The organism is Staphylococcus sp. FSL W8-0271, from assembly GCF_038006605.1.
Lineage (GTDB): Bacteria > Bacillota > Bacilli > Staphylococcales > Staphylococcaceae > Staphylococcus > Staphylococcus cohnii.
The window spans coordinates 2,138,533-2,152,876 of sequence record NZ_JBBOVM010000001.1 but is presented as its reverse complement, the minus strand read 5'-3'; the positions used below and the strand labels follow the sequence as shown (position 1 = coordinate 2,152,876).

Annotated in this window: 14 protein-coding genes; 8 read left to right on the top strand and 6 right to left on the bottom strand. The window is 31.6% G+C overall.

The features are described from left to right. Window positions 1-277 precede the first annotated feature (277 nt). On the bottom strand, window positions 278-1,729 hold the full coding sequence (locus tag NST87_RS10575; protein ID WP_340721690.1) for an aminotransferase-like domain-containing protein: 1,452 nt from the start codon (window positions 1,727-1,729) through the stop codon (window positions 278-280). A gap of 312 nt (window positions 1,730-2,041) precedes the next feature. Between NST87_RS10575 and NST87_RS10570 the strand changes: the two genes are divergently transcribed. Further along, complete coding sequence (locus NST87_RS10570; RefSeq protein WP_019468230.1) at window positions 2,042-2,659, top strand: LysE/ArgO family amino acid transporter; 618 nt, start codon at window positions 2,042-2,044, stop codon at window positions 2,657-2,659. Window positions 2,660-2,716: 57 nt separating this feature from the next. Here the strand turns inward: NST87_RS10570 and NST87_RS10565 are convergent, their stop codons facing one another. The 4 genes from NST87_RS10565 to NST87_RS10550 all read right to left on the bottom strand — a co-directional run bounded on the left by NST87_RS10565 (window position 2,717) and on the right by NST87_RS10550 (window position 5,493). Then, window positions 2,717-3,283: an LOG family protein gene (locus NST87_RS10565; protein ID WP_019468231.1), complete on the bottom strand. Its 567-nt coding sequence runs from the start codon at window positions 3,281-3,283 to the stop codon at window positions 2,717-2,719. Window positions 3,284-3,286: 3 nt separating this feature from the next. Then, window positions 3,287-3,751, bottom strand: coding sequence for a YaiI/YqxD family protein (locus NST87_RS10560; protein WP_340721689.1), 465 nt, complete (start codon window positions 3,749-3,751; stop codon window positions 3,287-3,289). 5 nt (window positions 3,752-3,756) lie between these two features. Beyond that, complete coding sequence (locus tag NST87_RS10555; RefSeq protein ID WP_040030248.1) at window positions 3,757-4,458, bottom strand: hypothetical protein; 702 nt, start codon at window positions 4,456-4,458, stop codon at window positions 3,757-3,759. A 159-nt stretch (window positions 4,459-4,617) separates the two neighbouring features. Then, window positions 4,618-5,493 carry an undecaprenyl-diphosphate phosphatase gene (locus NST87_RS10550; RefSeq protein WP_040030247.1) on the bottom strand — a complete coding sequence of 292 codons (876 nt, stop codon included), beginning with the start codon at window positions 5,491-5,493 and terminating at the stop codon, window positions 4,618-4,620. Window positions 5,494-5,878: 385 nt separating this feature from the next. Here NST87_RS10550 and NST87_RS10545 point away from each other — a divergent pair, with 385 nt between their 5' ends. Together NST87_RS10545 and cydC are read left to right on the top strand one after the other, a co-directional pair. Then, window positions 5,879-7,504, top strand: a complete 1,626-nt coding sequence (locus tag NST87_RS10545) for an ABC transporter ATP-binding protein/permease (RefSeq protein WP_019468235.1) — start codon at window positions 5,879-5,881, stop codon at window positions 7,502-7,504. Then, complete coding sequence (gene cydC / locus NST87_RS10540) at window positions 7,501-9,177, top strand: thiol reductant ABC exporter subunit CydC (protein ID WP_019468236.1); 1,677 nt, start codon at window positions 7,501-7,503, stop codon at window positions 9,175-9,177. The genes NST87_RS10545 and cydC overlap by 4 nt, the downstream gene beginning before the upstream one ends. A 472-nt stretch (window positions 9,178-9,649) precedes the next feature. Here cydC and NST87_RS10535 read toward each other — a convergent pair whose 3' ends face one another. Beyond that, on the bottom strand, window positions 9,650-10,093 hold the full coding sequence (locus NST87_RS10535) for a MarR family winged helix-turn-helix transcriptional regulator (RefSeq protein WP_019468237.1): 444 nt from the start codon (window positions 10,091-10,093) through the stop codon (window positions 9,650-9,652). 225 nt (window positions 10,094-10,318) lie between these two features. Here NST87_RS10535 and NST87_RS10530 point away from each other — a divergent pair, with 225 nt between their 5' ends. From NST87_RS10530 to mdh, 5 genes are all read left to right on the top strand, one after another. Continuing rightward, window positions 10,319-11,245 (top strand): CobW family GTP-binding protein, encoded by a 927-nt coding sequence (locus tag NST87_RS10530; protein WP_019468238.1) that lies wholly within the window; start codon window positions 10,319-10,321, stop codon window positions 11,243-11,245. A 37-nt stretch (window positions 11,246-11,282) separates the two neighbouring features. Continuing rightward, window positions 11,283-12,191 (top strand): aldo/keto reductase, encoded by a 909-nt coding sequence (locus tag NST87_RS10525; RefSeq protein ID WP_040030244.1) that lies wholly within the window; start codon window positions 11,283-11,285, stop codon window positions 12,189-12,191. A 26-nt stretch (window positions 12,192-12,217) separates the two neighbouring features. After that, window positions 12,218-12,517 carry a hypothetical protein gene (locus tag NST87_RS10520; protein ID WP_019468239.1) on the top strand — a complete coding sequence of 100 codons (300 nt, stop codon included), beginning with the start codon at window positions 12,218-12,220 and terminating at the stop codon, window positions 12,515-12,517. A gap of 40 nt (window positions 12,518-12,557) precedes the next feature. Then, window positions 12,558-13,175 carry a DedA family protein gene (locus NST87_RS10515; RefSeq protein WP_019468240.1) on the top strand — a complete coding sequence of 206 codons (618 nt, stop codon included), beginning with the start codon at window positions 12,558-12,560 and terminating at the stop codon, window positions 13,173-13,175. A gap of 157 nt (window positions 13,176-13,332) precedes the next feature. Beyond that, window positions 13,333-14,271, top strand: a complete 939-nt coding sequence (gene mdh / locus NST87_RS10510; RefSeq protein ID WP_019468241.1) for a malate dehydrogenase — start codon at window positions 13,333-13,335, stop codon at window positions 14,269-14,271. The last annotated feature ends 73 nt before the right edge of the window (window positions 14,272-14,344 follow it).

Sequence of the window (14,344 nt, the reverse complement as noted above, 5' to 3'; positions counted from 1 at the left end):
CTCATATCATTTCCCCGGGCGTCAGCACGGTATAAAATCTCTATAAGCAATGTTTTTTAATACACAAAACACTTCGTATTATATAAAGAAGTAACTATTTTATAACATTAGAAAACATGCTTTATCATATACAACTAATAGAAAGTTAAATTTTAATTAATCAAATGATGGATTAGTCTTTTTTTATTATGATTTTAACCGTGCATGCTTGCCGATATGGCTCGAGCCTGTAGTCTCTCACTCATATCATTTCCCCCGGCGTCAGCACGATACAAAATCACAACGAATAACTATGTTTTAAATATATTTTGCTTTGTATTTGATTTTTAATGAGGTGACTCAATTTTTGTAATGCAACATCAATATCTTCAATATTTATATAAGAATATGAAAATCTTATGTGATATTGAGCGTCTTTATCATAAATTTCACCGGGATGAATTAGAATTTGATTTTGAATCGCTAAATCGAATAGTGTCTTCATGTTTACTGGTACATTCAATTTGAACCAAATATAATAAGAACCTTCAGGTATTGACCACGTGCCTAATTCTTGAAAATGTTGATTTAAAGATTTTAAAAATTTATTACGTCTCTCTAAAAGCGCTTGTTTTAAATATTTTAAATGTTGTTCATGGTATATGGGGTTATTTAACCACTCAGTTGCGATAAATTGTGATAGTGAACTGGCACCATAGTCATTTTGCATTTTTAAATCAGCTAAATGCATAACAACGGACGGTTTACCTATAATCCATCCTACTCTTAAACCAGGGCTCACTGTTTTGGATAAACTACTCATATATAAAATATTGTCGTTCTCTTCTAATGATTTTAAAGGTCGAGGGCGAAGTCCTTCGAACCACAAGTCACCGTATACATCATCTTCAACAATAGGGATACCTGCTTGTTGACATTGTTGAATTAATTTATATTTTTCTGTTTGGTTATATGAATGTTGCGTGGGATTATGTAAAGTCGGTATACAATAAAAGATACTGTTTTTATATAACGTTTTTGCATTGAAAATAGTATTAATTTGTTGCTTTATTTTAGAAATCGGTAAAAAGTTAAGGTCTGCTCGAATATTATGCCATGTATGTACAGAATTTATATATGAGGGTGTTTCTATAATAATCTTTGAATTTGGTATGAGTAAACCGTCAGCGATTAGTTTTAATCCCTGCAATGCACCTGAAGTGACACAAATGTTTTCTTCATTACATGTAATCCCCAATTTTTTAACATGATTTACAATCGCTTTTCTTAAATTCAAATTACCTAAGGGATGTTCATAATTCGTTTTTAGAGCAGTTGTCGTTTGTTTTGAAAAAATATCTCGAAATTGCTTGTTTGGGATTAACTGTGGACTAAGTTCACCAGTACTTAAACGTATTATGTGTGCATCGAATTCTAATTGGTTAATTCGTTGTATAAAGTATTGGTTATTCTTTGAAGCGCTATTTTTAATATAGTCATGCCAATTCATTTTATGATTGATATATGTGTTCCAATTGCTTTTTGAAACGTATAACCCTTTACGTGCTTTGCTTTCTAAAACTCCATAACTTTGTAGTATTTCTAAAGACTGAATAATAGTTGAACGATCGACACGATATTGAGTAGCCAAATTCCTCTGAGAAGGTAATTTCATACCTGCTTCTAAATCACCATTTTTAATTTTTAAAAGTATATCATCAATAATTTCTTTGTATTTTGGCGTGAACATGCTAAATCTCCTTTAAATGATTGGTTGGCTTTTTAATTTATAACTGGTTGGTAAAAATCAATTGAATTTATTGTATCATGATTATATACAGAAACACGTTCCGTAGTTTAAATTTGAATATTTAGTGCGTATTATTTTGTAGAAGATTAATTCATTCAGTTGAAAACATCAGTATAATGTGTGGATTAAAGCGAAATGTTGGTTAGTAGTAATTGATTGTGAATAGCTATATATACCTGCTAGTTAAGTTCGAGAGAAGAGGGGACTGGTATGGTTTAATGATGATTTTGTTATTCAGAAAGAGGAGATAATATGTTTCAACCAATGATTCATGGTTTGTTTTTAGCTTTAGGTTTAATTTTACCTTTAGGCGCACAAAATGTATTTGTATTTAACCAAGGAGCAAATCAAAAACAATTCATTAAGACAATTCCAGTGATCATAGCAGCAGGGCTATGTGATACATTATTAATTGTATTAGCTGTATTAGGTGTGTCAGTTATATTACTGTCGCTACCAATGTTACAAATTGTAATTTATTGTATTGGTTTTATTTTTCTTATTTATATGGCTTGGTCATTATGGAAAGAGAAACCTCAAGCGCTTGATCGTTATCAATCAATGTCTGCGCGAAAGCAAATTGGTTTTGCTTTGTCTGTTTCATTACTGAATCCTCATGCAATTATAGATACCATTGGTGTTATAGGTACGAACGCAGCAATATATGAAAGTACAGATAAAATGTTTTTTACCCTAACTACAATCATTGTTTCTTGGGTTTGGTTTATATTTTTGGCTATTGCAGGCAAAGTCGTAGGTAATATTGATAAAACTGGAAAATATATCTTAATATTAAATAAATTTTCAGCAATGATTATTGTGATAGTTGCATGTATCATATTAAAACAATTATTAGTAATACTATTTTAAACATAAGAAAAGCAGAGATAGTTGCATCGTAATGCATACATATCTCTGCTTTTATAGTTAATCATAACTTCTAACACCTAAAGGCTTATAGTTATGAATCGTTTCGAACAGCTCTTCAGGGTTGTTACATAGCGGTGCAAGTGATTGATATTTTTTATCGATAAATCCTTCATGAATCATATGATCAATCAATGTTTGTAAAGGCTCGAAAAAACGGTTGATATTATAGATAGCGATTGGCTTTTCATGAATACCAATTTGCGACCAACTATACATTTCAAAAAATTCTTCTAAAGAGCCAGCGCCTCCTGGGGCCATAACAAAAGCATCTGCTAATTCTGCCATTTTGTTTTTTCTTTCATGCATAGAATCAACTAATATGAGTTCACTTAGTCTAGTACTAGTAATTTCTCGTTCGTTTAACATATTGGGCATAACGCCAATGGCACTACCGCCATGATCTAATACACCATCTTGAATGGCTCCCATAATACCGACAGAACCAGCACCAAATACCAGTTCATAATTATGTTTAGCCATATAAGTGCCTAACTGATAAGCTTCTTTCATGTATGATGCGTCTTTACCTTTACTTGCACCACAATAAACAGCAATTTTTTTCATACTCTATTCCTCCGTAAATAATGACAAATCATTAATTATAGACAAAAAATTTTGTTCAAATATCGCAATATCATCTGCTGTAAAAGCAGAAGGACCTTTAGTACGCCCGCCACTTTTTCGGAATTGTGCACTAGCATGTCGTTGTTCTAACAAGGTGTTGATATTATTTTGATTAAACACAAACCCTTTATGATGCATAACAACTTTAGCTTTATTTAATAATAAACTCGCAAGTCCATAATCTTGTGTTATTACAATATCTTCTGATTGAGTGATTTTAACGTTTTTATAATCGACAGCATCTGGTCCATCATCAACATAAATGATATTAACGTGATCAGGTTGTACTTTTGAAGAAAAATGACTAAAGCTTCGAACGACGGTAACAAAGATGCTTGTCCCTTGTGTCAATTCAACAACAGAATTGGTAACAGGACAAGCATCTCCATCAATGATGACTTGAGTCATAATAATTATTTACCTTTTTCTTCATTGTTTTGTTTAACAATGCTTTTAGCAACGTAATTTTTGTACTTTTTAAATTCTGCTAAACGATCTTTTTTATTTTTATCGCGAGCTTTATCTTCTTCTTTATGACGTTTATCAATATTTTTTTGTAATTTCTTATTGAATTTATTTATTTCTTTGCGATTTTCTTTTTCAAGTTTTTCGCCTTTTTGTTCTGTTTCTTTGTCTAATTTTCCTGGAGTCATGCCAACTTTTTCCATGTGTTTATTAGATTTTTTCATAGACTGAATACGTTGTTTTTCATTTTCTTGACGTTTCTTATCTTCTTCATTATGACGTTTGTCTATATTTTTCTGTAATTTCTTATTCATTTTGTCTGCTTCTTTACGATTTTCTTTTTCAAGTTTTTCGCCTTTTTTCTCAATATAAGCAGGATTATGCTCTTTAGCAATACGTTTTAGTTCACGTTTTTGATCCATATTATGTTTTTTATCAATAACATAATCTTTTGCGTTTGAAGATTTATCTACTACTGTATCTTTAATTTGAACAGATTTGTTTGCTACGGTTTTTGAAGCTTTAGCAGTTGCATCACTGGCTTTTTTAACATCTGGATGATCTTTAATACGTTTACGTTCAACGATTAACGGTACTAAAAACACAGGCGCTACTGTGATGATTGTTTTAATTAATTGCTTTTTGTCCATACTCGTTGCCTCCAATAATTTTATACTATCTACTTATTACCCCATAATACATCATAATAAACGGTAAATACACGTACTTTCATGGATTTATTGCTGTAATTTTAGAAATGAAATTTAAGAAGAGGCTGGACAAATTATTTGTCTCAGCCTCTAACCATTTTACTGTCCACTGATTCCCTGGCCTATACCAAAGCCGAAGTAAAGGATTGCGATTATAATAACTAACACAATTCTATAAATGGCAAATGGAATCAATTTTATTTTACTAATTAAGAATAAGAATGTTTTAATGGCAATTAAACCAACGATAAATGCTGTGATAAACCCTAGGAAGTAAAAACCAATGTGATTTAATTGAATATATTCAAAGTTTTTCACTAGTGATAAACCACTTGCTGCTAACATCACAGGAACTGCCATAATAAATGTGAAATCAGAAGCAGATTTATGGTTCATTTTCATGAGTACACCTGTTGAGATTGTAGAACCAGATCTACTGAAACCAGGCCACATAGCGATGGCTTGAGATAAACCAATTATAAAAGCTTGGAAATAATTAATTTGATCTACTGTTTGTGGATTCGTAACTTTTTTACTGTATATATCTGCAATAATCATATATATTGCACCGACAAATAATCCAATCATGACTGTTGGGACGCTAAATAAATATTTTTCAATAACATCATCAAACATTAAACCAAGGATACCAGCTGGAATCATACCCACAATGATATGGAGTAAATTTAAGCGTTTTGGTTTTTGGCCGATGCCATCTATGGGCTCAGACCTATATTTACCTATATGTAACATTTCAAAATAACGTTCACGGAATACCCAGGCTCCTGCGAACACAGAACCGAGCTGAATCACAATTTTAAAGGTGAATGCAGATTCAGAGCCTAAAAATTGAGTTGATTTTAACCACATATCATCTACCAGAATCATATGACCAGTAGAAGATACAGGCGCAAACTCAGTTAATCCTTCGACAATTCCTAGAATGATTCCTTTTATCAATTCAAGCAATATCATAATTAACCTACTTTCATAATATGGATTATAATTTATTCATTTTCATTTTATAATAATAGCACATTAAAATTATAAAGTGCCATAGATAAATAAGATTTTGGACTAAAGACTGAGGAAAAAATGCTTACTTCAGTTAATGGGGCGAAAAGTACATTATGATAAATTTCCATTATAAAGTCGAAATTATTTTTAGGAAACTTTATTTATAATTTAATAAGTTTATAATGATAAAAAGTTTGTTGTTTATGATTAAAATTTAAGAATTCAATCGCTTAATTATAATTATGGCAAAAATATGAATTAAGTAAATAAAAATGTATTAATTTTTGAGCCAATTCATTTCATTTTAATACAATCCATATATAATATGAACCAGGTGATATTTGTGAAAAGATTAACAAGTTTAGCGATGAAGTATAAAATTTATCCGATTTTAATGTTTGTAATCAGTACAGCATTAGCACTTACTGTAGTCATTCAGAACGTTGCTATAGCAGAAATTTTAAATGCAATGTTACGCAATACACACCAAGGTTTGTTAATTTTACTACTAGTGACATTAATTATTTTATTAGCAAGAGCAACATTTAACACAATAAATCAAATGATAGGTAATCGTATGTCTGCTCGCGTTAAATATGACTTACGACGTCAATTGATTTTGAATAAATCGTCAGAACCCATTGGTGTCCAAATAAATACACTGACTGAAAATATAGATGGCATAGTGCCATTTTTTAATAGTTACTTTCCTCAGGTTTTTAAGTCTATGATGATACCGCTATTTATCATAATTGCAATGTGTTTCATACATTTAAACACTGCTTTAATTATGATTGTTACTGCACCATTTATACCAATGTTTTATATCATTTTTGGATTGAAAACACGTGATGAATCAAAAGATAAAATGACCTATTTAAATCAATTTAGTCAGCAGTTTTTAAATAAAATAAAAGGGTTGATTACGCTCAAATTATTTAATAAAACTGAGGCTACAGAACAATCTTTATATGAAGAAAGTACAACATTTCGAAATTTAACGATGCGCATTTTAAGAAGCGCCTTTTTATCGGGATTGATGTTGGAGTTTATTAGTATGCTAGGTATTGGCCTTGTTGCTTTAGAAGCGGGTCTAGGATTGATATTGTTTGATAGTATAGATTTTAAGACGGCAGCTATAGCAATCATATTAGCCCCTGAATTTTATAATGCTATTAAAGATTTAGGTCAATCTTTTCATACTGGAAAGCAAAGTGAAGGATCAAGTGATGTTGTCTTCGATTTATTAGACCGACAAGAGCAATATGTAAAATCACAAGTGCAAACAAATAGTTATCAAAAGCCATTGATACAGCTTGAGCATGTGTATTATAAATATGACGACGCGCAGAACCATGCTTTAGAAGATATCAATCTTAGTATTTATGATGGAGAACATATTGCATTAATTGGAAAAAGTGGGGCTGGAAAGTCTACTTTAGCCCAAGTTATAGCACAACATTTTAAAACACAATATGGCTCTGTGATCTATAAACAACAATTGAAAATTGGTTTTTTAAGTCAGCATCCATATATTTTTAACGCATCTATAAGAGATAATATGACCATGTTCCAAAAAATTGACGAAGATAAAATTTTAGAAGCGCTTGACGATGTTAACTTAAAACATGTGGTCAATGCGTTAGAAAACGGTATTGATACTTGGATTGGTGAAGGTGGGGAAATGCTCTCTGGAGGACAGATGCGAAGAATTGAACTGTCACGATTGTTATTATTGCAACCTGATGTATTGATATTTGATGAACCTGCAACGGGATTGGATGTACAAACAGAACATGTTATTCAATCTGTGATAAACAAAAAGTTTGAAAATACGACTATCATCACCATCGCACATAGAGAAAACACCATAAAAAATGCAGATAGACGTATAAAGATTAATGAAGGTTCTGTTGAGTCCATAAAAGTAATCAAGCAAAATGCGTATAAAGGTGGTGACTTTTGTTGAGACCACATATTCAATTTAAGGTAGATAAAGATTTAATTTTATCTATCATTGTAGGTATTTTAGGCAGTTTAACTGCATTAAGCATGTTTTTCTTAAGTGGTTATATGGTAACGCAAAGTGCTTTAGGTGCACCATTATTTGCTTTAATGGTTTTAATTGTTTCTGTTAAAATGTTTGGATTTATACGTGCTATTGCAAGATATATCGAACGATTATTATCTCACAAAGCAACATTTACTATGTTGAGAAATGTGAGAGTACAATTTTTTAAGAATATTATACCTGTCGTACCAGACGTATATAGAAAATTTAAATCCAGTGATTTACTTGGTCGCATGGTTGGTAGTGTGGAAGCACTACAAAATATTTATTTAAGAGTTTATTATCCACCAGTAGTTATTGGCTTAACGGCGATAATTGCAATGGTTGTGACTTTTTATTTTTCATTTGTTCATGCAATTATCATATTTATTAGTATGCTGATAACATTGGTTTTAATTCCTTGGTTAAGCGCGAAAAAGGCACAATTATTAAAAAGGGATGTTAATCGTATACAAGACCAATTTTTAAATCAATTTTATGATTATAAAGAAGGATATCAAGAACTTGCGCGATTTGACCAAACAGAATATTATCAGCATCGGGTTTTAAATCAATTGAATGCGTATGAACAAGCACAAGCAAAAGAGCAACGTTTCTTATCGTTGTATGAATATAGCTTAAATCTGGTTTCAATGATTGCTTTATTTGCAACATTATATTTGGGTGTTATACAAGTGCAAAATCAACAGCTAGATGTTGTTTACTTAACAAGTATTGTTTTGATGATGTTAACATTATTTGAACAAGCAATTCCTATGAGTAATGTGGCTTATTATAAAGCAGATACGGATGAAGCTTTAAATAATATCAATGAAGTTATTGCACACCCAATTCAACAAGGCAATCAACCATTATCATTGGATAATGCTGTACATCAATCGTTAGTAGAAGTTCAAAATGTTGATTTTAAATATTGGAATCAATCGAAGTACACTTTAAAAGAAGTACAGCTGAGTGTGCATGAAGGTGAACATGTTGCAATTATTGGTCCTTCTGGTTCAGGTAAGAGTACCTTATTACAATTAATGTTAGGTCTCTATCAAAGTGAAGAAGGCACTGTTTTATTAAATAATCAAGATATTACAAGTATTTTAGATTCAGATAAATACAGTTCGATTAATGCTCTATTACAGTCACAACAGTTATTTGATGGTACAGTACGTGATAATTTATTCACTGATCAAGAAGATGCAGTAATCGAAGATGTTTTTGATACACTAGGTTTATCACACATTGATTTAGATAGACACATCACACTTTCAGGTAATACACTATCTGGTGGTGAAATTCAAAGGGTTGGTATTGCAAGATTATTATTAAAAGAGGCTCCGATTTGGGTGATTGATGAGCCTACTACAGCACTAGATATTTATCACACGAATCTTGTGATGGATGAAATTCACAAACAATCTCAAACATTAATCGTTGCAACACATGATTTACGATTACTACCAAAATTTGATAAAATCGTGGTTATGGTTGACGGTGAAATAATAGAATATGGAGATTACCAATCGTTACTATCAAACAAAGGCTATTTATATCAAATGGTCATGTTAAATCAAGAGTGACTTTTTAATAAAAGATAGCAATATAAGCACTTGATTTGTAAATGGAAAATGTTAAAAATTTAATTTGAAGGTCAAACAAATGAACGAATCACTGAAGTATTTGTGCAGAAATGTATCATTACTTCGGTGATTTATTAATAGTATTTAAAAAAGGGGTGGGGTAGAAATCTAATTTATTAACAGTTTTCGTCGTCCCACCCTCGTAAGAATGATTAGTATTGAATATAAAATGATTACCTGAGCTGTGGCTCGTGCACAAGTCAGACTAACTCAATAAATTGAGAAGTGGTATTAAGGATTACCTGAGCTAAAGCTCATGCATAAGCCCCACTAACTCAATAAATTGAGAAGTGGGGCTTTACAATAAACTAGAGTCTAGGACAATTCAATGATGTCCCAGACTCTAGCTTTAAATTAATATATTTAATTCATCAATTTCATATAGTTTAACCTTAACATTAGAAATTTAGCATTATTTTGCTTTTTCTTCAGTAAAGGCATTAATTACTTTTGAAAGTAATCGATTTAGTTCTTTGTTTTCTTCTGCGCTAAGTGAAGATGCAACTGCCACATCTTGGCATGCTGTGTCCAATTCAGGTCGAATTGCTTCACTTTTATCTGTTAAGTGGATAAACACTTCACGTTGATCTACTTCAGAACGTTCACGTTTAATTAAATCAATTTGCTCCATTCTTTTTAGTAATGGAGATACAGTACCTGTATCAAGTGCTAATTCAGTTACGACTTTTTTCACGTTAACAGGTGAATCAGCCCATAAGATTGTTAAAACTAAAAACTGTGGATATGTTAATTTGTATTTTTTAAAGACATTATTAGAGTAGTAGCGATTTACTTGTCTTTGAGCATTATACAAACTGAAACATAATTGATCCTTTAAATTAAGTGGTTCAGACATAAAGTTCTCCTCCAGACATTCTATCCGTTTTGTTCTTTCTGTTTCGGATTTGAATCCGTCTATTGTTGTGTTTCACTTCCTCAAGCATACTTTCACACTGTGCCATGCTAAAATAAAGTATGTATAAAGTTTAGAAGAAAGTCAACATTTTATCAAGTGAAAGGTTAATTATAAGAATAATTAAGGTTTTACGCAAACATTTTTATTTATGAAATGAGTGAGTATATGAAAAATATTAACCATCAAAAAACTAAAATTACGATTATTACAGGATTTCTAGGAAGTGGTAAAACAACTTTCCTCAGTAAATATGTAAAATATTTACAAAAAAGCAATGAATATCCAGGCGTAATCGTAAACGAATACGGTAATTTAGATATAGATAGCTATGCTATTAGCAATGATATTGAGGTTGTGTCAATATTAAATGGTTGCGTATGCTGTGATTTGCAACTAGATTTAATAAAACAATTAAAACATTTTCTAAGCAAAAGTGCAATGCGCCATATAATAATTGAGGCGACAGGTTTAGCACATCCAATTGAAATTATTGCGGCATGTCAGGATCCTGAAATCATTGAACAAGTCGCCCAACCTACAGTTATAGGATTGGTGGATGGGCCTCGTTTCCTAAATCGTTTTCAATATACCAACCATACAATTCAATTGATGGAAGAACAATTATCTGTGTGTCATGACATAGTCATGAACAAAATGGATCTCATTGATAATCATGCACATGATATTGATGAAGCAATTCGCAAAATTAATCCAACAGCATCTAAATATTTTACTACCTATGCAGATATGGATATGAATCAAATTAGTGCGGCTGCAAATGACAATCAAATGAAAATGAATTCCCATGTACATCATCATGGTATAAATCGTCTACATTATCGTTTTTCTGGACCCATTAATAGACAATTATTTTATCAATTTATTTTACGGTTGCCGGATAATGTTCTAAGATTAAAGGGATATGTGAAATTTAAAGATGTGCCCGAAGATATTTATGAATTTCAATATGCTTTTGGGTTGCCAGATTATCAAACGATTGATAAAGAAGTGTCCTTGACGATTGTTATTATTGGTGAGCAATTAGATGTAAATAAACTACGAAATCAATTAGATATGCTACAATTTACCTAATTTAAATTAATGTAATGAAGAAGGGGGTTGATTCACTATGGAAAGAGTGAAGATTAACCAACATGTATCCTTTTCAAATGTAATACAAGGATTTTGGAGAGCAAACGATTGGAAGTGGACTCCACAACAGTTAAATCGCTATATTAATGAACTGGTCGAGCGTGGTATTACTACGATGGATCACGCAGATATATATGGTGATTACAGTTGTGAAGGGATTTTTGGAGAAGCGCTTAAATTATCGCCTAATCTACGTGAACATCTTGAAATTGTTTCTAAATGTGGCATCGTTTTGCCATCTGACCATTTAGCGACAGCAGATGGACATCGATATGATCATAGTAAAAAACATATCACAGAAACTGTAGAACGTTCTCTCAAACAATTACAAGTAGAACAACTAGATTCATTACTGATTCATCGGCCATCACCATTGATGGATCCACATGAAATCACAGAAGCTGTTAAATCTTTAGTTAAAGAAGGAAAAATCAAATCGTTTGGAGTATCAAATTTCAACAAATCGCAGTATGATTTATTAAGTAAATGTTTAGTTTGTGATAAATTACATATTACTTTAAATCAATTAGAAGTTTCTCCTTATACGTTAGATGCAATTGAAGATGGAACTATTAACTATATGTACAAAGATGATGTTAAAATAATGTCATGGAGTCCATTGGCTGGAGGAAAACTGTTTGATCTTGAAGACGAAAAAACAGCAAGAATTACTGCGATTATATCCCCATTGGCACAAAAGTATAATGTTACGACAACTGCAATTATTATGTCTTGGTTAAAGAAACATCCAGCTTCAATCATGCCAGTGCTAGGCACACAAAAGATTAATCGTATTGATGAAGCATTACAAGGTATGGCAATAACGTTAACTGACCAAGAATGGTTTGATATTTATACAGCTTCCTTAGGTCATGATATTCCTTAGATTTTAATTTAGAAGGAGCGTAGAACATGAGTAATCAAAGTGAACAACACCTTAGAAATCAGTTTAGATTTCAACGCAATTTTATTAATTTTCCTATTTTGGGTTTTGCAATAGTAATTGCTTTATTAAACATAATATATCCTGACATTAATTTAATGATGACATTATTTGGTCTGTTCTTTTTTTACAATGGTGCGATATTGTTTGTTGCGTTTATTAAACATTATAAACGCGTTATGTTATTAGCAATCATCTTAACCTTATTATCATTAGCACTATTTGGAATGACGATGTATTTGTATGCTAAATCAAATAACTTACTATAATGATTAATACGATTTGATTTAAATAATTAGGAGGACATACATGGAGCAATGGATCACTCACTTTATGGAACAATATGGTTATTGGGGAATTGCTTTTCTAATATTTTTTGAGAATATCTTTCCACCTATACCATCTGAAATCATCTTAACCTTTGGTGGTTTTATGACTACACACTCTAACTTGAATTTTATTGGTGTAACACTAACATCAACTGTGGGATCTGTTGTTGGAGCGATTGTCCTTTATGGCATTGGCGCTTGGATAGGAGAGCGAAACTTATATAAAGTTATAGATCGTTATGGAAAAATTATACGAGTAAAAAGAAGTGATTTAGATAAAACACTGCAATGGTTTGAACAATACGGTTATTGGACGATATTTTTCTGCCGATTTGTACCGCTTTTAAGAAGCTTAATTTCAATCCCAGCCGGTTTAACACGTATGAATATGCCTTTGTTTTTATTATTTACAACAATTGGTACATTGATTTGGAATATCGTTTTAATTTATTTAGGACAAACAGTTGGTAGCAATTGGCACGTTATCGTGCACTATATGGATATTTACTCTAAAATTATTTATATCGTACTTATTATTATAGCTGTTTTTATTATTTGGAAGTGGTTGAAACGCCAACGAAAACATAAGCGAAAGTGATGATAGTTAACGTACTAGCTCAATAAATTGAGAAGTGGTATTAAGGATTACCTGAGCTAAAGCTCATGCATAAGTCCCACTAACTCAATAAATTGAGAAATGTAATTCAAGCATACTAAGACAATTCATTTGTCTAACATTATAAGGGGCTGACATTATGACAAAACAAAAGATTTCTATTATAGGTGCTGGTAATACAGGGTCTACTTTAGCTTTTATTATCGCTAAACACGAATTAGCGGATGTTGTACTGATCGATCAACCTAAAAATGAAGGGCAGGTTAAAGGTAAAGCACTCGATATATTACAAAGTAGTCCTATTTATGGATTTGATGTAAATGTTTCAGGCTCAGTAGATTATTCTGATACAAAAAATTCAGATATTGTTGTAATTACTGCAGGGGTACCACGTAGGCCTGGAATGAGTAGAGACGATTTGGTTAAAATAAATGAACAAGTAATGGAAGAAGTTACAAAAGAAATTGTTAAATACTCTCCAGAATGTAAAATAGTAGTGCTTACTAATCCAGTTGACGCAATGACTTATACAGTCTTGAAAGCATCAGGTTTTTCTAAAAAACGTGTTATTGGACAGTCAGGTATATTAGATACTGCAAGATATCAAACATTTATAGCAGAAGCTTTAGGAATTTCTATTAAAGATGTTAAAGGGTTAGTTCTAGGTGGTCATGGAGATACCATGCTTCCATTAGTAAATGCTACAAATGTTAATGGTGTACCATTGACTAAATTATTAGATGAAACTACGATTAGCCAAATTATTGAACGCACTCGAAAAGGTGGTGCTGAAATAGTAGAATTACTAGGTACAGGTTCTGCTTATTATGCGCCAGCTTCGGCAGTATATAGTATGTTGGAAGCAATTTTGAAAGATCAACAACGTTTATTACCTGCCATCGCATATTTAGAAGAGGAATACGGTTTTTCTGATATTTGTTTAGGTGTTCCTACAATATTAGGTGAAAATGGTATAGAACGCATTTTAGAGCTTGCGCTTTCGGATGAAGAATTAAAGCAATTACAAATTTCAGCAAATGCTGTTCAACAAGTGAAGCAATCGCTAAAAAATAAATAACTTTTTTAAAAAGAAACACCCACAACATGGCTAATAAGTCTGCTGTGGGTGTTTCGTTATATAATTAAATTTG